Genomic DNA, 24,258 nt, shown 5'->3' with positions numbered 1-24,258 from the left:
TTAGTTTATACAATCTTTGTCAGTACGGAAATGAGTTTTTCCAGTTCTTCCCCTTCAATGGAAAAGCCGGGTTCCTCTCCGCTATCTTCCCTTACTTGTCTGGCCTCATCGCTTTCATCAATGGTGATAACTGCGAGATTGGCCGGTGTTTCGTCCGGGTTTATCCCTTGATGTATCGTGATTTTATCTACGAAGGATTCTGCTTTAAGATCAACTCCCGACTTAGGGAGTTCCTTATTCGCTAATTTAAGTAATTGAATGCCAAGTTTTCGAGCTTCTTCATAGTCAAGATGTACAGTATCTTCCTCTTCTATGATTTGACCGTTTACTGTTTTTGTGATAAGAACTTCGTTGTTATCGCCCCTTCTCACGTAAAGACATTTTTCACATTCTTTTCTTGCTCCAAAAAATACACTCTGTTTCATGATTTAAAATTTTGATTATTAGTAATTTATTTAATTAGAAAATATCCTTTTCATGTACTTAAATACTTTCTTCATAGCTCCTTTGCCGTCTCTGATGCACCATGCAGATACGCCAAACTGTGAATCTCTGGGATAATATTCATAGGAGTACCCGCTTTTTGTTTTCCCAAAATTGGATCGGAATACTTCAAAATATACTATTCCCTCCGGTGTGGTTCTTCGATAACAGTACATTCGGTTTTTTCTGTTTTTGAATACTAATTCGAAAGAATCACCGAACTTTTTAAACTCTGCCTTCAATGATGAAGGCTTGACCATTTCTAATCCTTTCATATTCTTTTCACGTTTGTAATATTTTCGATTTTCTCCGCAAAGATGAATATCTTATTATCCCACAAAAGAAAATGGCTTAAATCGCTTTATTTGGGCTGAATATATTTTTTTGCTCGTTTATCTCTTCCAGACTAAACTCTACTCTCGGATTCCGGTGGTCTATCCGTTTCTCCGCATGAATCTCAAAACATAGGCTGTCGTTTGTAATCGCCTCAACCATTTGCAAGCAATCAAGGATCGTTTTTAAGGCATTATCCAAGTCGAAGCGAATATTTTCATGCCAAACACGAATAAATAGCTTGAAACGACCGGAAATGCGCTTTCCTCGATATTTCTTGCATTGTAGGCAGAAAGATTTCTCATACTCCCTGATCCGGTCGTTTTTGATAATCCGTTTCTGGCCGTCTTTGCCCGGTACGGCTTGATAGTTATTCGCTTTCGCTATCACTTGCCCATATATTGTTTCTATTTCCATACTCAAACGTTATATGTTATTTGCCGGGAAGCTCCTATTTCTTTGGCATAAGCCATTATTTCACCAATATTCATACCTTTCTGCGTATGTCGTTCCCGAAGAAGAACGTCCGCCACGTCCCAGTTATCCAGTAGTCCTTCACATATCCGGCTAACTGTTACATCTATTCCGGAATTGCGTAATATTTCGGCTTTTTCTTCCCATTTTTCCAACATTCCACTATCCGGATATAAAACTACTCTTTTATCGGATAACGGCTTGAAAACGGCTGATTCCGTCCATTTGCATCCGTTACAGCCGCCTGTTGCTATCCATGTAATTTCGGGCATCAAAATAAAGCATATAAGGGCTGATTTCTCACTTTCAACAATTCCTATCCGGGATGAGGCTTTTATTAAATGGCAACCGAAGAATGTTTGCTGAAGATTAGCCTCATAGTTTTTGAGAAGTGTTTTCCCGGCAAACCAAATCTTATCCATCGGTCGAGTATCAGGAATATACTTTTGCGCCTTATCGCTCCACATCTCCGCCCGGTCTTGTTTCTTCATCCGTTTTCCCGTATTGGGATTATAGGCCATAACTTTTAGTTGGCATAATTTGCCTTTTTCGTTAATCTGTGGAAAGGTGGTAGATAATCCATTATTGTTTCTCCAGTGGCGAGACGTCTTGACATGATAGAGATCAAATACCCGGTTTGCCTCAACATCTCCGAACTCTTTAGACATAAACCGGAATAGATTGTTTCTGTCTCGGTGTGTGTCTGTTGCCAACAACGAAGAAGGCAGATAAGATACGGGAATTGCTTTGGGTGGTTCCGGCTGCTTCCATGTGGTAAACTCATTTCGTTTGTCGGCCGGGTGTGCCTTGAAATATTCCGAAGGTGTCAGATGATAGCCGCAACGCTCCCGGTTGCAACGGCCACATGATTCATCAATGGGAATATTTCTTTCATCAACATAGAGAGTAAATTCTTTCTTGTGTCCACACTGTGGGCAGGTGTGCCGGGTACTCATGCCGGCGTATTTTTGCAGGTGATATTTTGCTTCATTCATATATCAAAATTCATATAGTTTTCTTCTACCGTATTGCTTACCGTATTTTTACCGTAAAATCACCGTATACCGTATTAACCGTATTCACCCCCTTCTATAGAAGGGGTGATGAGTACGGTAGAAAAGTACGGTACGGTAACGGTTATTAAAATGGTAGCGTATCATTAACTTTTTCAATCTTTGGCAGGTAATAACAGCCCACCTGATTTTTGATAATATATCCATTCTCTACAGCTTTCTTTATATTCTTTTCGGAAGCGCTTTCTTTCACTCCAAGATGTAACATTAGTTTCTGCCTTAATTCCGAATAGGTTATAGTTGCCGGATATTGAGGCATGATACTTGATAAAATCTGTTGTAGCTTATCCGTTTTTGCTTCAATGGGTGTGTATTCAGCCTCAACGGGAAGCCCTTCCAAAACCATAAATGCAAAGTCCATCGGCCGCATATCTCTAGTTTTAGCCCATTTGCATAACGTTACATCCCCTTTAGCCTCTGCAAAAATCGCTGTTTCGCACTTCCGCAAAGCTTCCGATCCAAGATGTCCCCGGGCTTTTTCACTTCCTACATTGGCGTGAATGACTGTTAGAACGTGGCAATCATATTCCTTTGTAAATGCCATCAAATCATTAATTACAGATGTTGATTGCTCCGAACTGTTGGGATCGGCTATTAGATCACTAACTCCATCAAGAACGACAAAATCAGGATGATATAGATTCATGCACGCATAAAAGATTTTATGTCTTATTGGCGGCTGATACTCTCTCAACATGTGAATAATGATATTATCTGAATTGATGTTAGTTGGAAGCCCTGCAATGCGGTGTAGTCTCCGGCCAATCTTCGCCACGTGTCCCGGTGCTTGCTCCGTGTCAATCCAAAGTAGCTTTCCAGATCCGTTCGGGTTGTCTAATCCCATACAGCCGTTTTCATTCAGGAACGCTCCGGCAATACCAGAACATAGAAAACTCTTTCTTGCACCGGGTAAACCAATAACGAAAGAAAAATTTCCCCGGGTACATACAGGTAGGTTTCCTTTTGATACGAGCATTTGCGGATCGGGTATATTTTGTGATAAGTCCAGGCGGCTACATTGAATAGCATCCATTATATCGGGTGGAATCTCAATCACAGGCTTTTCAAATTCGCTAACAATCTGTTTTATTGCTTCACTCATTGCCATTAACCTCCCAATTAATAGACATTTGCCGTTTATCCGGCTCTAACCAGTATAATTTCCTATTATCGTCCAGACGAACGTCTTTAATGTTCCAGCCTTCATCATTACGGAGGGTAGAGATTACACGTCTGGCATCATTCGAATTTGTTTCAGCGTTGATTTCTTTTGCCGTTACTTTCCGGCCAGATAAGAAAATAGATCGTACCTGTTGAATTATTCGAGATGATTTACTATCTTTGCTCCTGTCGTGGAGGAGATTGGCGGTCGTGGAGGCTGCCTTTTTTTTTTCTTCCATAGCCAGCCCCTTTCTTATTTATTGAGAATTGCATCTATTTCAGACTTTTTATAGAATCTCCTTCCGCCAACTTCTGCCGGTATTAAATACCCAATTTTCGCCCATCTCCATAAAGTAGACCTATCTACATGAAATATACCTGCAACCTCGTCAGGTGTCAAATAGGATTCATTTTGCTTTGCTTCGATAGAAGATTCTAACTCTTCTTTAGTAGAACGAATCAGATGATTCGCAAATTGTATCAAATCATTTGCACCAACCGTTATAGATACATTGGCTCCGCTTTGAATAATTTCTTGAATACTCATAACTAATTACTTTTTAATTTGCCTTTCCCCGATAGGTAGCTACTGCTATCGGTTGTTTGACGTGAACAAAGTTATGAGTGGAAGAAGATGATGCAAAAAAAAGAGAGTGGTGTTTAGTGGTGCACCATTAAACACCACTAAACACCACTAAAAATGATTAAATATCGTGCTTTTATATATTCCAAAAGAAAGCCATTAAGGGATTTATCTCTTCATCTCTATCTTTTTTAGACATTTGATTATTGTATCCTGATTCAGCTCCAATACTAGGAAATTCCTTTATTATTTGGGTGTATGTAGGTTTAATTATAGCACCTGCTTTGATAGCAGCTTTTAATATTTTAGAGGCATGTGCCGCCTTCCCATCTCGAATTAGATCATGAAGTATCTTGAGGGTATTTTCCTTTCTCTTATTATCTCCTAATATCCATATATTCTTATTTGATGGCTGGCTTTTATTTATCGAGATATTAGCCTGATCGTTATTTGTTTTATCTAGTTGGGAAACTTCTTTTTGATCAACATTCGATTGATTTTTAAACCGATCATCCTTAAAATATTCATAGTTTCCAAAACACTTTTCATAATCACTGTCTATTTTAATAATGGGAGTTAAATCAATATCGAATAAAGCAAACTCTCTAAATACCCCAGAAATCAGGCAAAGTATATCCCTTTCTATGTAAGTGCTATCCCAACCAGCATTTTTTAATTCTCTTATATTTGCATAGCATAGATAAAGACGTGCATCTATATCCCGAGCTAGTAATCTAGCATATACAATTCTATCAACTGAAGGGATATTCAAAAGAGTTTTTTGTATGTATTCTGGCATCTCAACACTTGCATTATAAAATAGAGAAGATGCAATAACTTTTAATTCTTTCATTGCCTCTTTACATATTTTAGTTTCCAGGCTGCAACTACTATCAAATATAAATCTGGATAGAATAATCTTGCATCTATCCCCGATAGGATATTTATATCTATATAATAACGCATTAAGGCTTCTTTGTTTGCTTAAATATGTTTCAAAGCTATCCGCAGTTTTCATTTCAAGACTAAATTTTACTATCCATTTTATAACAATTATAGCATCATTATAAAACATCTTTGAGAACTTCCCGAAATATGAGTACGTAGGTGATTTGCTTAGTCTAAAACTCTCTTCTATAATTTCATCTACTCTATCGAAAAAAATATTCAGTTCTTTCATTCTCTAATTGTACATTATTTTAATATCTAAGTTTTATATCTATTCACACCGTATAGGCCTCACACCCAAAGGCCGCACACATTAGAATAAAACGCTCTTTTATCCCCATATTAGTGTATCGGTTTACCGCACTACTATTTTTCGCATGGAGTCCGGCAGCATATTTGTCAATTTGCACTTTATTCATCAAATCCACATGAGTTTTCCGAGCTAATTTGCTACTTGCTATTTCATAAATTGGCTTATACTCATTTGTACTCGATGATGGATTGAATATTGCTATTTTGCGGTCTATCCCATAATATTCCAGTAATTTCTTTATTTGATAATTATACCCTGTCTCTCCATTTCCATCCGGATAAAACGGCAATAATGCATTTTTTGAAAGTTCCCCTTTGTACTTCATTATGATATCATAAGCTATCCGAATTATAGGTGTTCTTATTTCGGTTCGTATAAGCCCATCCCTATGCGTTTTTTGAGGTAAATAATGAATGTAGGGTATTCCTTGTTCAATTCCGACATTATCAAAAGTAAAACGTCTAAAATCTCCGACACGACAACCAAAGCAACATTGTACAATAAATATATCTTTTACTCGCTGCAATGAATCCGGACAATCCTTTACTAAAATGGCATTAAATTCCGCTTTTGTAAGAAATACCGGCTCATCATATTGCTGCTTCATAATAGCCTCTTTTTCCTTTCCTATTTTCCGGAAGGGTGAAACCGGGATAATATCATTTCGTTCTAATTCAACCATAAAAGCCTGAATTAATAAAAGCTTTTCGGCTATTGTATTTTGGCTTCTTTCCTTTGAAGGTCTGTTTCTATTGTTCATATCAACATACAGACCGGGATATTTATCAGCCAAAGTATGTTCAATACGCAGGAACTCACGAAATTTGAGGATCATATCTTTATTAAATACTTCTACCGGTTCTCCATCAATATCATTAATAATGAAAAAACGGTTTAGTTCCCGTATTACTACATCATAGTGTTTCTTTCTGCCTGCACCTATAACGCCAGTATCTAACCAACCGTCTACGTAACGTTGGAACATTTCACATAATGATTCTTTTTGATCTGTGACATCATACTTTTCAGGATGGAGATGTTCATCTATTAACTTTTCAAGCTTATCGCTTGTCAAAGACTTATCTCCACCATATAGAGATAAAATTAACTTCTTCCTTTCACTTATAGACGCATTGAATAATGTTCTTTCCTCCAGTTTTATCAAGCTTTTGGCTTTATATTGCTCGTTCTTGGCATCCCAAAGTGTAGGAAGCACCATAAATTCGGACTTATGGAATAATTGTACATCTCTTCCATCAGACAGACGAAATCTAACATTGACTTCTTTGTCTTTTTTTCCTGTTCGGATGAATGCTTTTACGGTAGTCATATCATAATTATTGGTTGTGCAAATATACTAATATTGCACAACATCTCTGCAATATTGCACAACAAAATAAAATGATATACAACGTGTGTTTAAATAAGCATATTGATATTCAGTAGTTTTAAGTTGTATGATTAATTATGATATTTCAAAAATCGAATCGCTTCGGAATCACTGATGTAAACGTTGATTATTTAATAATAGTCAACGTTTTTCTTTTGTTTGGGGTACATCAATTTTATTGAATTCTGAGTGGTTTCATATTGCGATTATCCCCTATAAAACAGTAAATGTCCCCCTATGTCCCCCTTTGCTGTATACTATATTGATTTGATAAACAGGCAAATATTTGATTTAATTAAGAATATATTTATACCCCCTATTTTATAAAGCAACTCCCATTATTATTCCTACATTTGCATTCAGAGATTCGTCTCTTTAGTTGGGAAACATAAACCTTTTGTTCATGAAGCATTTACGACAAACTGTACTTTTTATATTGTTAGGATTCTTATTGACTGCTTGTCATCATACAGCCGACCGATTGTTATCTATCGAACAATTGATCAAGCTGAAACCGGACAGCGCTCTTTCTTTACTTCGCCAAATTCAGTATCCGGAGAAGCTGTCGGATTCAAATAGGGCTTTGTATGCATTGCTAATGACTCAGGTGATCAATCAGTCATCTGATGAGGAGCATAAAAGTGATTCACTTATATCTGTTGCAATTGATTATTATAAAGGAACCACGGACTCTGTTCATGCGGCACTGGCTTATTATAATGCCGGTCTGGTAGCAATGGATAATGAAGATTCGGAAGCTTCCCTGCATAATTTCCTAAAGACAATCGATTGGTTGGGAGAGAGTGATAACGATGAACTTCAGTTCATGGTCAGGTATAAAATGAGTCGTCTTTTCAACTTGCGACTGATTCCTGATGAGGAACTACGGTTGGGGAAGGCAGCGTTACCTTATGCCGAACGGACAGGCAACCCTTTGTATATCTGTGCACTGTTGCCGTATATCACTCACGGATTTATGCAGACAAATCAACTGGATAGCGCCTATAAATATTCTGTGCAAGCGATACAACTGGCTGAGAAAGAGAACTTGGTCCGGGCATTATCACATATTTATTCACAGCATGCCCATCTTTGCATGGCGATGAAGGACTATAAACAGGCGTTGATGTATCGCGATAAAGATTTGGCTATTCTATTTGAACTTTTCGGAGAGGAAAATGAATATATCTATGATCATTATATAAATAAGGCAAACACACTGACTGAACTGCATCAGTATGATTCTGCTTTCTACTACATTAATAAAGCGGTGGAAGATACAACAGATATACAATATACAACTCGAAAGTCTTTGGCTAAGGCTGAAATTTATGCTGCTACCGGGCAGATGGATTCGGCATATTATTATATGAACCGACATGCTGACTTGCGGGATAGGCTCATAGAGGAGAGAGATAAGGAAGGCTTACTGACTTTGCACCGGAATTATCACAATGATGAATTGAAAAAAGCTAATACCCGTCTCTGGCAACAGGCGGTAGAAAGGAAGCTGCAACTGTATGTTGTGACTATTGTTTGTTGCCTGGCGATTTTGTTAGGGGGGTGCATCTACTTCTTTTTATATAAAAGGAAACAACAGGAAGTATTGCGTCAGAAAGGACAGATTGCTCATCAGCAGGAGTTGTTGAAGTACCGTGAAATAGAAAAACTACAGGCAGAAAAAGACTTGTCGGAAGCTAAGGAAAGGGAAGCGCAGATTCGGGAGAAAGAGGCTTTACTAAAGGTTGAGTTCTTTAAGCGCCTGAATGAAACTTGTATTCCTGTGATTGAAAATCCGAAGACCCAGCAGAATATAATGCTCAAGAATGAGGACTGGAAAGTAATATTCAAGAATGCCAACAGTATCTTCCTGAATTTTACAGAACGTCTGAAGAATCAGTATCCTGCACTGAATGAGGAGGATTTGCGGTATTGCTGTATGGTGAAAATGCAGTTTTCGCAGACTGATATTGCTAAGATCATGCATCTGGAGAAAGATTCGGTGAAGAAAAGACTGAAAAGAATTCGTACCGAAAAGATGGGGATAGCGCAGGAAACGACATTGGAGGCTGTGCTTCGGGACTTTTAAATGATTAAGAATGAGAATGAAATAATTTGTTAAACCAAACATTAGAATTATGAAACAAACACTGAGTTTTCATAGTCCGATCATTGCTTCTACACAGAGCAAGGTGGATGTAGAAGCTTTTGAGAAGAGTACAGATGCTTTTGAAAAGGGAGAGCACTTACAGTCTTTTTATCTGTTGCTGGATTATATTGATCCGGAGTTACGCAGCAAATTTGGTAATGCGGAAGGAACGGAGTTTGCTGTGCCTCATGGTTCCATTATGGTCTATCTGAAGCTGGAGGGTGACCAACTGAATATTACAGCTCCGTTTTTGTTGCTGCCGGAAAAGGGAAGGATACCTTTGCTGCGGCAGGTGGCAGCTTTGAATCTGACAGAACTGACATTAGCATGTATCTCTTTGCAGAATGATAAGTTGTTCTTTGACTTTCATTGTCCGGTGGCTTTATGTAATCCTTACAAGATATACTATGTGCTTGAGGAAATTTGCCGGATAGGAGATAAATATGATGATGAATTTGTGACTAAGTTCAAGGCCGAGCGTATTTATGAACCCAAAATTACTCCATACGATGATGAAACGGTAGATAAGGTATACGAAGCTCTTCAGCAGACCTGCAAGGAATGTATGGACGCTGTAAAATACTTTGAGACAGAACGAAAGTATGGTTATGCCTGGAATATATTATCCAGTACGCTTCTTAAAATATGCTATTTTGTCTGTCCGCAGGGGCAACTGCTGAATGATCTTGATAAAGCGATTACAGATCACGGACGCGAGGATATGCCATTGCCGGAGATCGTATCCCGTACCAAATCTGTTGTCACACGCCTTCAGGAAATGACGAAGGAGCAACTGGCTGCCGATCTTTACTTTGTTGAAACTTTCATTTCGGACAGACGCCGTTCCGTACTGAAAAACATTCAGGATAACTTTGAAGATACATACGAGAAAGCTGGCTCGGCATTGGAATCAGGTGACTTCATCGTTTGCTGCTTGCTTATTATTAATAAGTTCTATGAATTGTACTATTATAATAATGTGCAGAATGATGTGAATGCGGTAGTTGCGAAAGCTATGAAGGCTACCTCTGCCATGTCATGGGAAGAAGCTGCTCCGATATTATATGAAGCGATGGACAATATCATGGAAGGAGAACTGGATGTAGATGATGACGAAGAAGGTGGTGACGAAGACGGAGAAATAATGGGCTTCGACATGTCACAACTACAACAGATGCAACAGGAAATGATGCAGCAGGCGATGCAGAATATCGATATGGAGCAAATACAGAAGATGCAGCAACTTGCTATGGAGAATATGCAAAAGATGATGGCCGGTATGTATGGCAACAATAACAATACGGAAGAGGACACTAACAAATAAAGAACAAGACTATGGAACAGAATATATACAATGCCATTTATAAAGTGAATCATGCCGGTGGCTGCGGCAGTTGTTTTTATCTGAAACAATATGATCTGTTTGTTACCAATTATCATGTAGTAGAGGGATTCCGTCAGGTAGCGATCCAGGATAATGATAAGAATTCGTTTCTGGCCAGGGTCGTTATGGTAAATTCCGTATTGGATATTGCTTTGCTGTCGGTGGAAGGGGATTTTTCTGCTCTTCCGGATATCCGGTTATCGGAGTTGAAAGAAGTCGCGATCGGACAGAAGATAAACGTGGCCGGCTATCCGTTTGGTATGCCGTTCACAGTGACTGAAGGTACGGTTTCTTCTCCCAGACAGCTGATTAACAACAGTTATTATATTCAGACAGATGCTGCGGTCAATCCGGGAAATAGCGGAGGTCCCATGTTCAATGAACGTGGTGAATTGATCGCCATTACCGCCAGTAAGATCACCGATGCGGATAATATGGGATTTGGTATCCCTGTGGATACACTGAAAAAGGTACTGGAGAATATAGAAAGTCTGGACCGCTCTGTTTTTAATGTGCAGTGTAATAGTTGCGATGAATTCATTTCCGAAGAAGATGAATATTGCCCTTGTTGCGGTGACAAGTTGCCGGAAGAAATCTTTAAAGAGAGGGGACTGACCGATCTGGCTGTATTCTGCGAAGAAGCCGTTGAAGCGATGGGAATCAATCCGGTATTGGCACGTGTGGGATACGAAGGCTGGAAATTCTATAAGGGAAGTTCGGAGATACGTATGTTTGTGTACGACCGTTCTTATTTGTTTGCCACCTCTCCGCTGAATATTCTGCCAAAAAAGAATCTGGAACCTGTGCTGACCTATTTACTTCAGACAGAGATTGCTCCTTATCGTTTCGGACTGGATGGAAATCAGATTTATCTTTCTTATCGTGTGCATATATCTGATATATTCTCCGATTATTCGGAAAATGTCAAGACGAATCTGACCCATCTGGCTTTCAAGGCAGATGATCTGGATAATTATCTGGTGGATACTTTTGGCTGTGAGTTTTCCGAATATGCTAATAAAAACGCTATCTGACCAATAACTAAACTATTTGAATATCACTCCTTTCGCTGAATCATTGAGGCGGAAGGAGTGTCTTTTTTCCTCCCTGTCGGACACTCGCAAATCTATTTTTACGAAGAATAACGAACGTTATATAGGTTTCAAAAAGCTCAAAAAAGGTAAAATGATGTTGCGATTCTCTGTTATTACTTATACTTTTGGACGATTAACAACTAAAAAACACAATAAAGTTATGAAGAAATTGATTTTTTTATTTGCATTTTGCCTTACTGTGACTAACATTTTCGCTCAAACTGACCCTAGCCAATTGAAAAAAGAAGGAAGCGACGCTTTTAATGCCAAGAACTATCCCGTAGCTTATGCTAAATTCAGCGAGTATCTGAAACAAACGAATAACCAGGATTCTGCAATCGCTTATTACTGTGGTATGGCTGCAGATGAAGTGAAAAAGTATGCAGAAGCTGTGACTTTCTTTGATATTGCTATTCAAAAGAAATTCAATATAGGTAATGCTTATGCCCGTAAAGCGCTGGCACTGGATGCTATGAAGAAGACTGACGAGTATGTTGCTACCTTGGAAGAAGGTCTGAAAGTAGACCCGGACAATAAAACAATGATTAAGAACTATGGTCTCCACTACCTGAAAGCAGGTATCGCTGCGCAGAAAGCCGGAAAAGCGGAAGAAGCAGAAGAATGCTTTAAGAAAGTGATTCCTTTGGATCATAAAACATATAAAACCAATGCTTTGTATAGCCTGGGCGTTTTATGCTATAACGACGGTGCGAATATCCTGAAAAAGGCTGCTCCTCTGGCAAACTCTGATGCAGATAAATATGCTGCAGAAAAGGAAAAGGCAGATGGCAGATTTAAAGAAGCTATAGGTTACTTGGAAGAAGCTACCAAAGTTTCTCCGGAAGATACAAAGTCTAAAACTATGCTTTCTCAAGTGCAGGCAGCTATGAAGTAAACTACCAATTCCAGATAGAAAGGGTTGCCGGGGAACATTTTGGCAACCCTTTTTTATTGCTTCTTTTTTTGAATGATCTACTTTTTGCGTACTTTTGCTTTTCCAAAAAGAAAGACTTTATGCAATTATATACAAGAGAAGAAACGATTCGGAAAATAAACCATTTAGGGCAATCCTGCCGGCCTTTTATTTTTATTATTAATTATTTGCAGGATGCATCTTATATTGAAGAAGTTGCCTCTGTTGACCCTTCTGAAGTAGTATATAACCTGAATGGGTTTACCAACCAATCTTCATCGAAGGATGTGCTTTCTTGTTTTGAAGAACCTGTCCACTGGAATTCTTATCCCGAATCTTTCGATAGTTACCGTCGGTCATTTGATATCGTTCAACGGAATATATTTGCCGGAAACAGCTTTCTGACCAATCTGACATGCCGCACGCCGATAGAGACGAACCTTAGTCTGAAAGATATTTTCTTCCGTTCAAAAGCAATGTATAAATTGTGGGTCAGGGATCAGTTCACAGTTTTCTCTCCCGAGATATTTGTCAGAATCCAACAGGGAAAAATCAGTTCTTATCCGATGAAAGGTACTCTTGACGCATCATTGCCTTCGGCTGTCCGGCAGCTGATGGATGATCCGAAAGAGGCTGCCGAACATGCTACTATCGTAGATTTGATCCGCAATGATTTAAGCATAGTGGCCGATCGGGTATCTGTGTCCCGATACAGGTATATTGATAAGTTGCAGACGAATCGCGGAACTATTCTTCAGACGAGTTCTGAAATACAGGGAACCTTGCCGGATAATTATCGGGAAAATCTGGGACACATTCTTTTCAAACTCTTGCCTGCCGGTTCTATCACCGGTGCTCCCAAGAAAAAGACGATGCAGATTATCAGTGAAGCCGAGACGTATGAGAGAGGATTCTATACGGGTGTGATGGGGTATTTCGACGGAAGTAGCCTTGATAGTGCCGTTATGATACGTTTTGTGGAGCAGGAAGGCGACAGAATGTATTTTAAGAGCGGAGGCGGAATAACCTGCCGTAGTGAAGTGGAAAGTGAATATCATGAAATGAAACAAAAAGTATATGTGCCAATTTATTGAAACGATTCGCATAGAAGACGGACAGGTTTATAATCTGTCGTATCACACAGCGCGCATGAACCGGACTCGTGCCGCCTTTTGGAAAGAAGCGGCTCCCATTGATTTGTCCGGCTTTATATCTCCTCCGTCTCTGTCCGGTATCTGGAAGTGCCGGATTGTGTACGGTAAGGAAATCAAAGAGGTCGGATACACTCCTTATCAAATGAGAATGGTTTCTTCCTTGCGTCCGGTTGCTTCGGACACTATTGATTATAGTTACAAGAGTACCAATCGGGAAGAATTGAATGATCTGTTTGCCCGGAGAGGGAAGGCAGACGATATTCTGATAGTGAAAGACGGATATCTGACTGATACCTCCATTGCCAACATAGCGCTGTATGACGGACATACATGGTATACTCCGGCTCATCCCTTGCTTCAGGGGACGAAGCGTGCGGAACTGTTGGATAATCGGTTCATAGTGGAGAAAGATATCCGGCAGGCGCAATTGGGCGATTACTCCCATATCATGTTGTTCAATGCGATGATAGACTGGAAACGGCTCATCATACCTGTCAATGAAAAATATTTTATTCTATAACTAAAATTAACGGAAATATATACAGAACCGTTGAACAAAGCCTCTTTTTAATCTGTTATATTTATGTGTTTTTCATAGTATTAGATAAAGATTAATTAAAAGAGATTGTACTTCACTTGTGAAAGCTTAGAGTACATCAGAAGCAGAAGAGTCTGTTTTTTTGATAAATGTGTTAGAGCATCGGTTTTACCAGGCCGATGCTTTTTTTATGTCCTTTTGTTGCGTTTTGTAGTTTATATGAAATAAAATTTGTACGTTTGTAGGGTAATAATAGAAAATGATGAAGATGAACATACCCGTTATCTTTCAGTTTTTAAAAGATCTTTCTGCGAATAATAATCGTGAGTGGTTCAATGAGCATCGGTCAGAATATGAAGTAGCCCGTGCCGAGTTTGATAACTTTCTGGCAACAGTAATCGCCCGCATTTCTTTGTTCGATGAAACAATCCGGGGAATCCAGCCCAAAGATTGTACCTATCGTATTTATCGGGATACCCGCTTCTCTGCGGATAAGACACCCTATAAGATACATTTTGGCGGTTATATCAATGCCAAAGGCAAGAAGTCCGATCATTGCGGATACTATGTGCATCTGCAGCCTGACGGAAGTATGCTTGCCGGAGGAAGCTTGTGTTTGCCTCCCAATGTACTGAAAGCTGTCCGCCAAGCCATTTATGACAATGTGGAAGAGTATATCTCCATTGTAGAAGACCCCGAATTCAAAAAATATTTTCCTGTAGTGGGAGAGGACTTCATGAAAACAGCTCCCAAGGGATTCCCGAAAGATTTTAAATATATTGATTATCTGAAGTGCAGACAGTTTGTCTGTTCTTATCTTGTTCCCGATGATTTTTTCACTCGGGCAGACACGATGGAGCAGATAGAGAAAGCATTCCGACAGTTCAAGAGATTTGCCGATTTCATCAATTACACAATTGATGATTTTGAATAAAATAATACCTAAAAATAATACCTAAAAATATAAACTTAAAAATTAAACTCATATGGTAGTAGATACTTTAGAAAATCTGGAAAAATACGCGTCTTTGAATCCTTTGTTTGCACAAGCTATTGAGTTCTTGAAATCTCATGACCTCCAAGCCATGGAAATAGGCAAGACTGAACTGAAAGGAAAAGATCTGCTAGTGAATATCGCACAGACAAAGCCTAAGACTAAGGAAGAGGCGAAATTGGAAACGCATAATGAATTTATTGATATTCAGATCCCATTGTCGGGAACAGAAGTGATGGGGTATACTGCTGCCAAAGATTGTGTGCCTGCCGACGCTCCTTATAATGTCGAAAAAGATATTACTTTCTTCGAAGGACTGGCAGAGACATATGTAGCTGTGAAACCGGGAATGTTTGCCATCTTCTTCCCGCAAGACGGACATGCTCCCGGCATTACTCCTGATGGAGTGAAGAAAGTGATCGTAAAAGTAAAAGCATAAACCTAATTCAATTCTGATATGAAAGAGACACTCAACATTATCAAAAACGATCCCTGGCTGGAACCTTTCGCAGATGCCATTACCGGTCGTCACCAGTATGCACTGAACAAGGAAGCCGAGTTGACCAATAAAGGAAAACAAACTCTTTCGGACTTTGCATCAGGCTATCTTTATTTTGGTCTGCACCGTACTCCCAAAGGATGGACGTTCCGCGAATGGGCACCGAATGCTACTCATATTTATATGGTAGGTACATTCAACAACTGGGAAGAGAAAGCTGCTTATAAGCTGAAAAAACTGAAAAACGGTAATTGGGAAATCAATCTTCCGGCAGATGCCATTCAGCACGGAGACTTATATAAGTTGAATGTGTATTGGGATGGCGGACAAGGTGAACGCATTCCTGCATGGGCTACACGTGTGGTGCAGGACGAGCAGACCAAGATATTCAGCGCACAAGTCTGGGCACCGGAAAAGCCATATAAATTCAAGAAAAAGACATTTAAGCCTACTACGAATCCTTTGTTGATCTATGAATGTCATATTGGAATGGCACAACAGGAGGAAAAAGTAGGCACATACAATGAATTCCGCGAAAAAACACTTCCACGCATAGCACAGGAAGGCTATAACTGTATTCAGATTATGGCCATTCAGGAGCATCCTTATTATGGTAGTTTTGGCTATCATGTATCCAGTTTCTTTGCTGCTTCCTCCCGCTTTGGTACGCCTGACGAACTGAAAGCGCTGATTGATGCTGCTCATGAGATGGGGATTGCCGTTATTATGGATATTGTCCATTCTCATGCGGTGAAAAACGAAGTGGAAGGTTTGGGCAACTTTGCCGGTGATCCGAACCAGTATTTCTATCCGGCTCCTCGTCGTGAGCATCCGGCATGGGATTCACTATGCTTTGATTATGGTAAAAATGAAGTGATCCATTTCTTATTGTCCAACTGTAAATACTGGCTGGAAGAATATAAGTTTGACGGATTCCGTTTTGACGGTGTGACCTCTATGTTGTATTATAGCCACGGGTTGGGAGAAGCATTCTGTAATTATGGAGATTACTTCAATGGTCATCAGGACGGCAATGCCATTTGCTACCTGACATTGGCGAATGAGTTGATTCATCAGGTCAATCCGAAGGCTATCTCTATTGCTGAAGAAGTTTCCGGTATGCCGGGACTTGCGGCCAAAGTAGAAGATGGCGGTTACGGATTTGATTACCGTATGGCTATGAACATCCCTGATTACTGGATCAAGACTATCAAGGAAAAGATTGACGAGGACTGGAAGCCTTCCAGTATGTTCTGGGAAGTAACCAACCGTCGACAGGATGAAAAGACGATCTCTTATGCGGAAAGTCATGATCAGGCATTGGTAGGAGACAAGACTATTATTTTCCGTCTGATTGATGCAGATATGTATTGGCATATGCAGAAAGGCGATGAGAATTATGTAGTCAATCGCGGAATCGCTTTACATAAGATGATCCGCTTGCTGACATCTTCGACGATCAATGGCGGTTATCTGAACTTTATGGGTAATGAGTTCGGGCATCCCGAATGGATCGATTTTCCGCGTGAAGGTAATGGATGGTCTTGTAAATATGCCCGTCGTCAGTGGGATCTGGTAGATAACAAGAATCTGGCTTATCACTATATGGGGGACTTTGATGCTGAGATGCTGAAAGTGATCAAGAGTGTGAAAGATTTCCAGGCGACTCCGGTTCAGGAGATCTGGCATAATGATGGTGATCAGGTATTGGCTTATGGACGTAAGGATCTGATATTTGTATTTAACTTCAATCCGAAACAGTCTTTTGTAGATTATGGTTTCCTCGTTAGTCCGGGAGCTTATGAAGTAATCTTGAATACGGATAATGTTGCATTTGGCGGAAATGGTCTTGCAGATGATTCAGTAGTTCATTTCACGATTGCCGATCCGTTGTATAAGAAGGAAAAGAAAGAGTGGCTGAAACTCTATATTCCTGCACGTACAGCTGTTGTTTTGAGAAAGAAGAAATAACTCAGGGAATAAAAAATAAGAAAGCCCTTGCCGAGCATTTAATGTTTGGCAAGGGCTTTTTTTATAAGAATGTTCCCGGACCGAGAATGTCGTACATATAACTGACATTGCGGGTTTTTAACAACATTCCTTGCGGGGAATAAAAGAGCTGGTATTTGATATCTACATTATCTTGTCCTACCTTAATGACGATGATTGCCTGCCATTTAGGAAACTCCACCATGGTTACATCATTTACTACCCAACTGGCATAAGGACCGGATACAAAGGCATTGTATACGGTAGGTGTCACCCGGTCGAGACTGACAAGGTCCGTCTGTGTCATTTGCCATTGAGCCTGCGTATTGAACCAGACGTTTTTAGTGAATCCATTCATGACAAAGTTAGCGCAATAATAGCCATCATCCTGCGACCATGCTATACCGTTGGCTTTGGGGTACATCTTTTTGAAGGCAGCCTGTATATTGCCGGGAGGTAAGATTGCGAAGGCAGATACAGACAATAATAATATGACTGCCAAAAAACTAATTTTCTTCATAAGGTTCTGGTTTAGGAAATTATTTATCTAACTAAACAGCCTTTGAGAATTTTTGTTTTCAGTTGGGGGGAATAAATCAGTAGTATCTCCATTGGGGCTGCCTAAAAAGTCAATAGTATCATCAATTCCCCTCCCTTCGGGAAGGAGGAGAGTTAAGATACTATTGATTTATCATTTGCCTTCAATCGGAGCAGATCAGAATGTAATCTTCAGAATCTTCCCATTATAGGCCCCAACGGAAACCTCAGTGGCTTTATAAGGCAATAAACAGATTTCCTCTTTGGCACCGGTCAATAAGTCTGTAGCCTGATATTTTTCCATTTGTGGTATCTGTAAGAAATCAAACGCGTGAGAAGGTACGTTGATTGCTACATCAACCAGTTGGCTATCGAAATTGACGATGATGAACAGCAATTCATTCTTATACTTTCGCATAAAAGTATATTGCTTATGTTCGTCGAAACGCCATCCGTTTTTATTGGCGTACATCAGGTCGAAGAATACTCCTTTGGCGATGGATGTCTCTTCATTACATAGCGTAAGTACTCTTTGGTAAATGCTGTACAGGCGTTTATGCTCTTCGGTCAGCATTTTGCCGTCAAACTTACCGCCATTGCGCCAGCGACGAATAGTATCCACGCTCCAGTAATCGAATATCGTAGTCCGTCCGTCTCTTCCGCTGAAACCTTCGCTGTCCATTCCCAGTTCTCCAAACTCCTGACCAAAATAAATCATCATAGGATTGGTGTTCATACAAGCAGAAACGATCAGAGCAGGGATTCCTTTACGTGGATCTCCTGCAAAGAAATCGGAAGCGATGCGCTGTTCGTCATGGTTTTCCAGGAAGTTCAGCATTTGTTTTTCTATTCCGTTCAGACTTTGCCAACAGTGGGTGATGGATGCCGCGGATTCGTAGCCGCAAGCTACATTGCGGAGTGTATCGTATAAACCGACCTTATCATATAGATAGTCAAATTTCCCACGGAAGAGGTAATTGCGGTATTCGTTGGGATTATAGACCTCGGCAATGAAAAGGATTTCCGGATGTGCTTCCTTTACTTGTGGAATAGCCCATTCCCAAAATTCTACAGGAACCATTTCCGCCATATCGCAGCGGAAACCGTCGATACCTTTTGAGGCCCAGAATAAAAGAATGTCCAGCATCTTTATCCAGGTATCCGGAGTCGGGGAGAAATGGCAAGTGCCGCCATTCAGATAATCTACTCCATAGTTCAGCTTGATGGTTTCGTACCAGTCGTTGATGTTCGGTGTAGCGTCAAAACGGTTGTTACCTGTCGCTTTGGCCGGATATTCATGGTAAGGCTCTGCTGCACCTTCTTTCATATCGAACTGGGCACGCAACTCGGATTGCGGTATATAGTAGAAATTGTTGTACGGGCTGAAAGCGTAGTTCGGGTCATCGTTTGCTCCCAGTTCGGTAGTGCCGTCCGGTTGTGCATCCGAGTGATACTGGCGTGCTACATGGTTGGGGACAAAATCTATAATAACTTTCAGTCCGGAACGGTGAGTGCGATGTACCAGATTCTCGAACTCCTTCATTCGTTCCGGCACATCGGTTGCCAAGTCCGGATCTACATCATAATAATCCTTGATGGCGTAGGGAGAGCCCGCTTTGCCTTTCACGATGGCGGGGTGGTCGGGACGTATGTTGAAGCGACGGTAATCCGTCTCCGTTGCATGCTCGATAATGCCTGTATACCAGATATGGGTAGCACCCAGTTTCCTGATTTCTCCAAGTGCCTTGAGGGTGAAGTCGGCCATTTTACCACATCCGTTGGCGGTAATGTCTCCATTATAGACACAATGGTTGTTATTGTTTCCGAACAGGCGTGTAAACACCTGATAGATAATCATTTTATTTTCGTTGTTCATATAGAGTAGATTTTATTTCATATTATAAATATTTTCGGGAAAAGTAAGGAGTTACTTCCATATTTTCCCTTTTTCCGCCAGTGTCTGGTCAAGTAAGTCATTGGCTATCTTATAACCTTGCTCGAAGATTTCTTCTGCTTTTTCCAGTTCGGTGTTGCTGTATCCATAGAGGTTGTATGGCTCGATCAGCAAGTCACATTTTTCTCTTTCGGGGAAAGTATTGGCACGGAACATAAAGTGGAAGGAGCGCATGGCAATGCTTACGATATTCATTTTATAGTCTTGCGCCATGATGGGACTTACGTTGACGGCTACCACCTTGTCGCATATTCTGCGAAGGGTGGAGACCGGAAGGTTCATCATTAATCCGCCATCTACGTAATTGGTTCCGTCGATATTGACCGGAGCAAACATGACAGGCATACAGCAGGAAGCAGCCACACGTTCGGCTATGGAGCCACGGTGGAAATGAACCATACGTCCGTGGTCCAGATCGGTAGCCGTGATGATTAAGGGGATTTGCAACTCTTCCAGATTCTTGGCCTTCAGATTGGTATGGAGAAAGTCAATAAATTCGCAGAGATCAAATAGTCCTTTCTTGGGGATGACTAACTTTGTCAGGTCCTGAAACTTATGGCCGGAGAAGTATTCAATCACTTGGTGAGGTTCATTTCCGTCGGCATAAAAAACTCCGGCAAGCGCACCGGCACTTACTCCGGAGATAATGTCCGGTTTGATATCATGCTCCAGCAGAGCCTGCATCACCCCCAAATGCGCAAATCCTTTAATAAATCCTCCGCTTAAAGCATAGCCTATCTGATATTTACGGCTATTCCAGTTATTTGTGAATACCTCCATGAGTTACTTTCTTTTTTTAGTTCGCCACGAATTTAGTGAATTTATTGAAAGTAGGAGGAATATAATGGATAGTTTTTTTGAATTGTATACAATCCTCTGAAAGCTATCCATATTTGGGGCTGATGCTGCTAGAATCCGAAATCGTCTATCTCAACTTTATGTTCTTCTGATTCTTTGAAAGGTTTCGCTTCTTTCTGCACAGGGTTTCCTTCGATATATACGGCACGGAACGGGCGGGCAGGGCAGACGTATTCGCAGCCGCCACATCCGACACAGATCTCTGTATTGACGTGGGGAAGAGTCAGTCCGTCTTTGTAGGGTACCATAGCAATGGCTTGCGTAGGACAATGCTCTGAACAGGCTCCGCAACTGGTTCCGTCAGTGAGGACAATGCAATTTTCTTCTATAAAGACGACATAGCCCATCTGAGTGAGATGTTTCTGTTCTACCGTCAACGGAGGGATGGCACCGTTGGGACAGACATCGCTGCATACGGTACAGTCGAAATTACAGAATCCTTTTTCGAAACTGACCGTTGGCTGCATCACACCTCCCAGACCGTATTCCATGAAAGCGGGTTTCAGTACATGCGACGGGCATTTGCTGACACAAAGATGGCATGATGTACAATGTTGCTGGAAACGCTTCTGGCTGACAGATCCCGGAGGAGTAATCGGATTTTCTTTTTTGTATGCCTTTTTGCCTTCCATCGTCGCAATGGATTCTTGCGCCTTTGTAAGAAGCGTGGGAGCTGCTCCGGCAGTAGCCAGTCCGGCAAGCAGAAAACGACGTTTGGAAGAATCTGCAGCAACGGAAGATGATTCTGTTGCCACCGGTTGTTTTTCTGTAGCGGAAGAACGTTGTTGTCCCTTTGAAGCAGGGGCGTAAACCAGCGCTTTCTGTTTGCAGGCACCGAGACAGTCGAAACAGTCTACACAGCGGCTATAGTCAATAGCGTGTTCTTTGCTGTGGATGCAGGCAGCTTTGCATTTGGTAGCGCAAAGTCCGCAACCATTACATTTTGCGGTATCGATACGGACTTTGAACAAAGAGTAACGGCTCAAAAATCCTAATACCGTACCTACCGGACAAATGGTATTACACCACGTGCGTCCATGTTTCCATGCTAATATAAGAATGGCGGCAAAGGTCAGTATCGCTATAAGAAGGGAAGAAAGGCTTAATACCGAGGTGTCTACCTGATAAAACGTGTAGTTGTCGAATCTGGAAAATACGGATTCCAGCAGGTTGTTTCCCAGCATATACACCGGTTTGAAGATATGTACTACAATGCGTCCGTATGCGCTATACGGGTCCAGCAATCCCAATACCACTGAGAAGCCGCATACGGAGGCAATTACAGTCACTCCGAGCACGGTCCATCTCAGCATATTCTTTGCAGGACTGTACCGATATCTTTTTTTCTTCTTTCCCACAGACTTTGAAATGCGTGCTATAACATCCTGCCATATTCCCATCGGACAGATGGTAGAGCAATAGATACGTCCGAACAACAGGGTTAACGCAATCAGCACAATCAGTATGCCTATGCTGAGAGATAGCACGGCAGGGACAAACTGTATATGTGCCAATCGATGAAAACTGTTCGGCAGAATATTAGCAAAATCGAGAAAATAAAAAGTAATCAGTGCAAAAAGGACGACTGATATTCCGATACGTATCTTTCTTAACATGGTGGTTTACATCTTAATTCGCTTGACATTCAGTTTGTCGATGTCCATCGTTCCTACTTTCAGTGCTTCTCCTTTGGCAAGGTGACCTACGGTGTCCAGCGGCATTTCGCGTATCTGATTGAAGAATTTGGCTGCGGCTGTATCTACGGCTACAATATCCGGTGAAATAAAGAGACCTTTTGCCAGCACCACGTCCGAAGCGGAACGACCTCGCGGTCCGTTGGTCTTCATGATACGGTAGGCGTCTACGACGTTAAGCACTGCTTTCTTTTCCAGTGTGCAGATGTCCGCAATGCATTGCTGCAAGTCATTCTGGTGGAAAAAGCCGCGGTCCCAGACGATACCCATATGGTTTTTCATGGAGATAGTCAGGTTGGCGCCTCCGTGATTCTTCAGGATAGGGACGTTAATCCATACATCACAATTCAGGATGGCTTCATGTATTTTCGCCTTCTTCATCTTTTGTCCCTTTGGCAGATCAACGGGTTTGTAGTAAGATTCCAGGTGGGCCGGCATAACTTTGGCTCCGGCTTCTTTCGCGGCCGCTTCGATACCGCTGTTTTTGTAGCACTTCTGCCAATCGTCGCAGGTATGGTCGAATACGGTGACCTCTTTGGCTCCGGCGGCAAAACATTGTTTGATGATTTCCGTGATCAGTTTCGGATTCGTGTTTCCTGCCAGTTCGGGTACTTTATCCCATCCGATATTGGGCTTTACCACTACTTTCTGTCCGGGTTTGATGAATTGCTTCATACCGCCCAGCTCGCTGATAGCACGACGGAACATGGCTTCCGGTTCACCGCCCATGACGGCCACCAGGTCCGGTTTGTCACCATTTGCTTTATTGATTGTCTGAGTCAGTATTTCCATCGCCTCTGAACGCTGTATAGTCATGGCGGCACCAGTAATAGCTACTGTCTTAAAAAAATCCCTTCTGTCCATCTTTCTTTTTTAGTTTAGAGTTTTGCAATTGCCTTTAGCAGGGCGTATCCGCCAAACCATTGAATGAGCATACCCGGAATGCCGATACGGAAGTCTTGTACTGCGATATAGAAATCTCCCTCGATCATCCATTCAAAAGCGGTTCCTATGAGTTGATAGGAGAGAATTACTCCAAGGACGGCTAACAAAGAAACGGTTTTCACGGTACGCGCAGCAAGGGCGGAAGCACCGGCAAGCAAGGTTGATTTTATCAGTATAATCGGGAGAACGGCTTCGGATGGCATGGCAAACAAGACATGATTGATGACAGGAGAAAGAACAGCTGTCAGCAATCCTACCCGAAAGCCGTATTTATAAGCGGCAATTAAGGTAAAAAAGTAAATTGGTAATAAAGTCGGTCCACCGTAAGGAACGAGGTGGCACAGTTGTGGAAGTGCGATGTTGCCTGCTACGAATAACAGGGCGAACAGGTAAGTTTTCACATTGCTGTAATTCAGCGAATAGAGTTTGGCGGATGTTTCCATTTTCATTGATGACTTTAATGTTTAGATTGATGATATCTTAAAGATTAGACTATTCTCGTTTGAAAAAGTTTAATCGGTCTCATAATTTCTTGGCCGGTCAAATCATGATTGGGCTTTGATGTTTACAAAAGTAGTACAAATTTTCAATGAAACGTATTATTTTATCGCTTTTTGTTTATTCATTGAAGTGCGTGAACCGGAACAGTGGATTTCTCCTTCCGGTGACAATGAAAAAAATGTATGATTTATGAATCATCGGTGTTTGTGTTTATAATAAACTTTGTGATAGTTTTAGTAAAACGGTATCTGAGTTTATTATAAACGATGTAATCCCGTTTATGGCTTTCTGTGCTGA

24 protein-coding genes are annotated in these 24,258 nt (G+C 41.0%); 9 read left to right on the top strand and 15 right to left on the bottom strand.

What is annotated here, in order from left to right; genetic code table 11:
• Positions 1-5: 5 nt before the first annotated feature.
• The 9 genes from KTR07_RS06665 to KTR07_RS06625 all read right to left on the bottom strand — a co-directional run bounded on the left by KTR07_RS06665 (position 6) and on the right by KTR07_RS06625 (position 6,698).
• Positions 6-425, bottom strand: a complete 420-nt coding sequence (locus KTR07_RS06665) for a hypothetical protein (RefSeq protein ID WP_217315270.1) — start codon at positions 423-425, stop codon at positions 6-8.
• A gap of 30 nt (positions 426-455) precedes the next feature.
• Complete coding sequence (locus KTR07_RS06660) at positions 456-758, bottom strand: hypothetical protein (protein WP_217315269.1); 303 nt, start codon at positions 756-758, stop codon at positions 456-458.
• Positions 759-834: 76 nt separating this feature from the next.
• A complete protein-coding gene (locus tag KTR07_RS06655) occupies positions 835-1,233 on the bottom strand; it encodes a RusA family crossover junction endodeoxyribonuclease (RefSeq protein ID WP_217315267.1) in 399 nt (132 codons plus the stop codon).
• Between the two features lie 2 nt (positions 1,234-1,235).
• Complete coding sequence (locus KTR07_RS06650) at positions 1,236-2,285, bottom strand: DUF6371 domain-containing protein (protein WP_217315265.1); 1,050 nt, start codon at positions 2,283-2,285, stop codon at positions 1,236-1,238.
• A gap of 145 nt (positions 2,286-2,430) precedes the next feature.
• Positions 2,431-3,471 carry an AAA family ATPase gene (locus KTR07_RS06645; RefSeq protein ID WP_234168491.1) on the bottom strand — a complete coding sequence of 347 codons (1,041 nt, stop codon included), beginning with the start codon at positions 3,469-3,471 and terminating at the stop codon, positions 2,431-2,433.
• On the bottom strand, positions 3,458-3,763 hold the full coding sequence (locus KTR07_RS06640; RefSeq protein ID WP_217315263.1) for an AbrB family transcriptional regulator: 306 nt from the start codon (positions 3,761-3,763) through the stop codon (positions 3,458-3,460). Before KTR07_RS06640 ends, KTR07_RS06645 begins: the two co-directional genes overlap by 14 nt.
• A 14-nt stretch (positions 3,764-3,777) precedes the next feature.
• Positions 3,778-4,071 (bottom strand): helix-turn-helix domain-containing protein, encoded by a 294-nt coding sequence (locus KTR07_RS06635; protein WP_149944230.1) that lies wholly within the window; start codon positions 4,069-4,071, stop codon positions 3,778-3,780.
• A 172-nt stretch (positions 4,072-4,243) separates the two neighbouring features.
• Complete coding sequence (locus KTR07_RS06630) at positions 4,244-5,287, bottom strand: hypothetical protein (RefSeq protein WP_217315261.1); 1,044 nt, start codon at positions 5,285-5,287, stop codon at positions 4,244-4,246.
• 43 nt (positions 5,288-5,330) lie between these two features.
• Positions 5,331-6,698 (bottom strand): integrase, encoded by a 1,368-nt coding sequence (locus KTR07_RS06625; RefSeq protein ID WP_217315259.1) that lies wholly within the window; start codon positions 6,696-6,698, stop codon positions 5,331-5,333.
• 463 nt (positions 6,699-7,161) lie between these two features.
• Between KTR07_RS06625 and KTR07_RS06620 the strand changes: the two genes are divergently transcribed.
• From KTR07_RS06620 to KTR07_RS06580, 9 genes are all read left to right on the top strand, one after another.
• Positions 7,162-8,847: a tetratricopeptide repeat protein gene (locus tag KTR07_RS06620; RefSeq protein WP_008765628.1), complete on the top strand. Its 1,686-nt coding sequence runs from the start codon at positions 7,162-7,164 to the stop codon at positions 8,845-8,847.
• 49 nt (positions 8,848-8,896) lie between these two features.
• Positions 8,897-10,231 (top strand): hypothetical protein, encoded by a 1,335-nt coding sequence (locus KTR07_RS06615; RefSeq protein WP_008765629.1) that lies wholly within the window; start codon positions 8,897-8,899, stop codon positions 10,229-10,231.
• A gap of 11 nt (positions 10,232-10,242) precedes the next feature.
• Complete coding sequence (locus KTR07_RS06610; RefSeq protein ID WP_117578608.1) at positions 10,243-11,325, top strand: trypsin-like peptidase domain-containing protein; 1,083 nt, start codon at positions 10,243-10,245, stop codon at positions 11,323-11,325.
• Between the two features lie 220 nt (positions 11,326-11,545).
• Entirely contained in the window at positions 11,546-12,280 is a 735-nt protein-coding gene (locus KTR07_RS06605) for a tetratricopeptide repeat protein (protein WP_008761468.1), read from the top strand.
• A 119-nt stretch (positions 12,281-12,399) separates the two neighbouring features.
• Positions 12,400-13,392, top strand: coding sequence for an aminodeoxychorismate synthase component I (locus KTR07_RS06600; protein ID WP_008765632.1), 993 nt, complete (start codon positions 12,400-12,402; stop codon positions 13,390-13,392).
• Positions 13,376-13,972: an aminotransferase class IV family protein gene (locus tag KTR07_RS06595; protein WP_118214396.1), complete on the top strand. Its 597-nt coding sequence runs from the start codon at positions 13,376-13,378 to the stop codon at positions 13,970-13,972. Before KTR07_RS06600 ends, KTR07_RS06595 begins: the two co-directional genes overlap by 17 nt.
• Before the next feature lie 277 nt (positions 13,973-14,249).
• On the top strand, positions 14,250-14,924 hold the full coding sequence (locus KTR07_RS06590; protein WP_172681571.1) for a DUF2461 domain-containing protein: 675 nt from the start codon (positions 14,250-14,252) through the stop codon (positions 14,922-14,924).
• 52 nt (positions 14,925-14,976) lie between these two features.
• Positions 14,977-15,423: a YhcH/YjgK/YiaL family protein gene (locus KTR07_RS06585; protein ID WP_008761472.1), complete on the top strand. Its 447-nt coding sequence runs from the start codon at positions 14,977-14,979 to the stop codon at positions 15,421-15,423.
• Positions 15,424-15,441: 18 nt separating this feature from the next.
• On the top strand, positions 15,442-17,454 hold the full coding sequence (locus tag KTR07_RS06580; RefSeq protein WP_008765635.1) for an alpha amylase C-terminal domain-containing protein: 2,013 nt from the start codon (positions 15,442-15,444) through the stop codon (positions 17,452-17,454).
• A gap of 61 nt (positions 17,455-17,515) precedes the next feature.
• On the opposite strand, the gene KTR07_RS06575 is transcribed toward KTR07_RS06580, so the two are convergent.
• The 6 genes from KTR07_RS06575 to KTR07_RS06550 form a co-directional block, all read right to left on the bottom strand.
• Complete coding sequence (locus tag KTR07_RS06575; RefSeq protein ID WP_008761473.1) at positions 17,516-17,992, bottom strand: PepSY-like domain-containing protein; 477 nt, start codon at positions 17,990-17,992, stop codon at positions 17,516-17,518.
• Between the two features lie 195 nt (positions 17,993-18,187).
• The gene (locus tag KTR07_RS06570; protein ID WP_008765636.1) at positions 18,188-19,885 is read right to left on the bottom strand and encodes an alpha-amylase family protein; all 1,698 of its coding nucleotides are present in this window, start codon (positions 19,883-19,885) and stop codon (positions 18,188-18,190) included.
• A gap of 51 nt (positions 19,886-19,936) precedes the next feature.
• The gene (locus KTR07_RS06565) at positions 19,937-20,743 is read right to left on the bottom strand and encodes a patatin-like phospholipase family protein (RefSeq protein ID WP_008761475.1); all 807 of its coding nucleotides are present in this window, start codon (positions 20,741-20,743) and stop codon (positions 19,937-19,939) included.
• Between the two features lie 128 nt (positions 20,744-20,871).
• Positions 20,872-22,437: a 4Fe-4S binding protein gene (locus KTR07_RS06560; protein ID WP_008765637.1), complete on the bottom strand. Its 1,566-nt coding sequence runs from the start codon at positions 22,435-22,437 to the stop codon at positions 20,872-20,874.
• Between the two features lie 6 nt (positions 22,438-22,443).
• On the bottom strand, positions 22,444-23,379 hold the full coding sequence (locus KTR07_RS06555) for a DUF362 domain-containing protein (protein ID WP_008765638.1): 936 nt from the start codon (positions 23,377-23,379) through the stop codon (positions 22,444-22,446).
• Between the two features lie 14 nt (positions 23,380-23,393).
• Entirely contained in the window at positions 23,394-23,903 is a 510-nt protein-coding gene (locus tag KTR07_RS06550; protein WP_008761477.1) for a hypothetical protein, read from the bottom strand.
• Positions 23,904-24,258: the final 355 nt, after the last annotated feature.

The organism is Bacteroides sp. MSK.20.82 (genome assembly GCF_019052485.1).
GTDB lineage: Bacteria > Bacteroidota > Bacteroidia > Bacteroidales > Bacteroidaceae > Bacteroides > Bacteroides thetaiotaomicron.
Note: the sequence above shows the minus strand (reverse complement) of the source record. Positions and strands in the feature narration are given on the sequence as shown.

Excerpts from the sequence above, each read along its gene's own strand:
- KTR07_RS06590 (WP_172681571.1), top strand. The coding sequence starts at position 14,250 with ATGATGAAGATGAACATACCCGTTATCTTTCAGTTTTTAAAAGATCTT.
- KTR07_RS06600 (WP_008765632.1), top strand. The coding sequence starts at position 12,400 with ATGCAATTATATACAAGAGAAGAAACGATTCGGAAAATAAACCATTTA.
- KTR07_RS06665 (WP_217315270.1), bottom strand. The coding sequence starts at position 425 with ATGAAACAGAGTGTATTTTTTGGAGCAAGAAAAGAATGTGAAAAATGT.
- KTR07_RS06585 (WP_008761472.1), top strand. The coding sequence starts at position 14,977 with ATGGTAGTAGATACTTTAGAAAATCTGGAAAAATACGCGTCTTTGAAT.
- KTR07_RS06635 (WP_149944230.1), bottom strand. The coding sequence starts at position 4,071 with ATGAGTATTCAAGAAATTATTCAAAGCGGAGCCAATGTATCTATAACG.
- KTR07_RS06550 (WP_008761477.1), bottom strand. The coding sequence starts at position 23,903 with ATGGAAACATCCGCCAAACTCTATTCGCTGAATTACAGCAATGTGAAA.
- KTR07_RS06660 (WP_217315269.1), bottom strand. The coding sequence starts at position 758 with ATGAAAGGATTAGAAATGGTCAAGCCTTCATCATTGAAGGCAGAGTTT.
- KTR07_RS06595 (WP_118214396.1), top strand. The coding sequence starts at position 13,376 with ATGTGCCAATTTATTGAAACGATTCGCATAGAAGACGGACAGGTTTAT.
- KTR07_RS06630 (WP_217315261.1), bottom strand. The coding sequence starts at position 5,287 with ATGAAAGAACTGAATATTTTTTTCGATAGAGTAGATGAAATTATAGAA.
- KTR07_RS06645 (WP_234168491.1), bottom strand. The coding sequence starts at position 3,471 with ATGGCAATGAGTGAAGCAATAAAACAGATTGTTAGCGAATTTGAAAAG.
- KTR07_RS06580 (WP_008765635.1), top strand. The coding sequence starts at position 15,442 with ATGAAAGAGACACTCAACATTATCAAAAACGATCCCTGGCTGGAACCT.
- KTR07_RS06565 (WP_008761475.1), bottom strand. The coding sequence starts at position 20,743 with ATGGAGGTATTCACAAATAACTGGAATAGCCGTAAATATCAGATAGGC.
- KTR07_RS06615 (WP_008765629.1), top strand. The coding sequence starts at position 8,897 with ATGAAACAAACACTGAGTTTTCATAGTCCGATCATTGCTTCTACACAG.
- KTR07_RS06605 (WP_008761468.1), top strand. The coding sequence starts at position 11,546 with ATGAAGAAATTGATTTTTTTATTTGCATTTTGCCTTACTGTGACTAAC.
- KTR07_RS06620 (WP_008765628.1), top strand. The coding sequence starts at position 7,162 with ATGAAGCATTTACGACAAACTGTACTTTTTATATTGTTAGGATTCTTA.
- KTR07_RS06640 (WP_217315263.1), bottom strand. The coding sequence starts at position 3,763 with ATGGAAGAAAAAAAAAAGGCAGCCTCCACGACCGCCAATCTCCTCCAC.
- KTR07_RS06655 (WP_217315267.1), bottom strand. The coding sequence starts at position 1,233 with ATGGAAATAGAAACAATATATGGGCAAGTGATAGCGAAAGCGAATAAC.
- KTR07_RS06570 (WP_008765636.1), bottom strand. The coding sequence starts at position 19,885 with ATGAACAACGAAAATAAAATGATTATCTATCAGGTGTTTACACGCCTG.
- KTR07_RS06555 (WP_008765638.1), bottom strand. The coding sequence starts at position 23,379 with ATGGACAGAAGGGATTTTTTTAAGACAGTAGCTATTACTGGTGCCGCC.
- KTR07_RS06650 (WP_217315265.1), bottom strand. The coding sequence starts at position 2,285 with ATGAATGAAGCAAAATATCACCTGCAAAAATACGCCGGCATGAGTACC.
- KTR07_RS06560 (WP_008765637.1), bottom strand. The coding sequence starts at position 22,437 with ATGTTAAGAAAGATACGTATCGGAATATCAGTCGTCCTTTTTGCACTG.
- KTR07_RS06575 (WP_008761473.1), bottom strand. The coding sequence starts at position 17,992 with ATGAAGAAAATTAGTTTTTTGGCAGTCATATTATTATTGTCTGTATCT.
- KTR07_RS06610 (WP_117578608.1), top strand. The coding sequence starts at position 10,243 with ATGGAACAGAATATATACAATGCCATTTATAAAGTGAATCATGCCGGT.
- KTR07_RS06625 (WP_217315259.1), bottom strand. The coding sequence starts at position 6,698 with ATGACTACCGTAAAAGCATTCATCCGAACAGGAAAAAAAGACAAAGAA.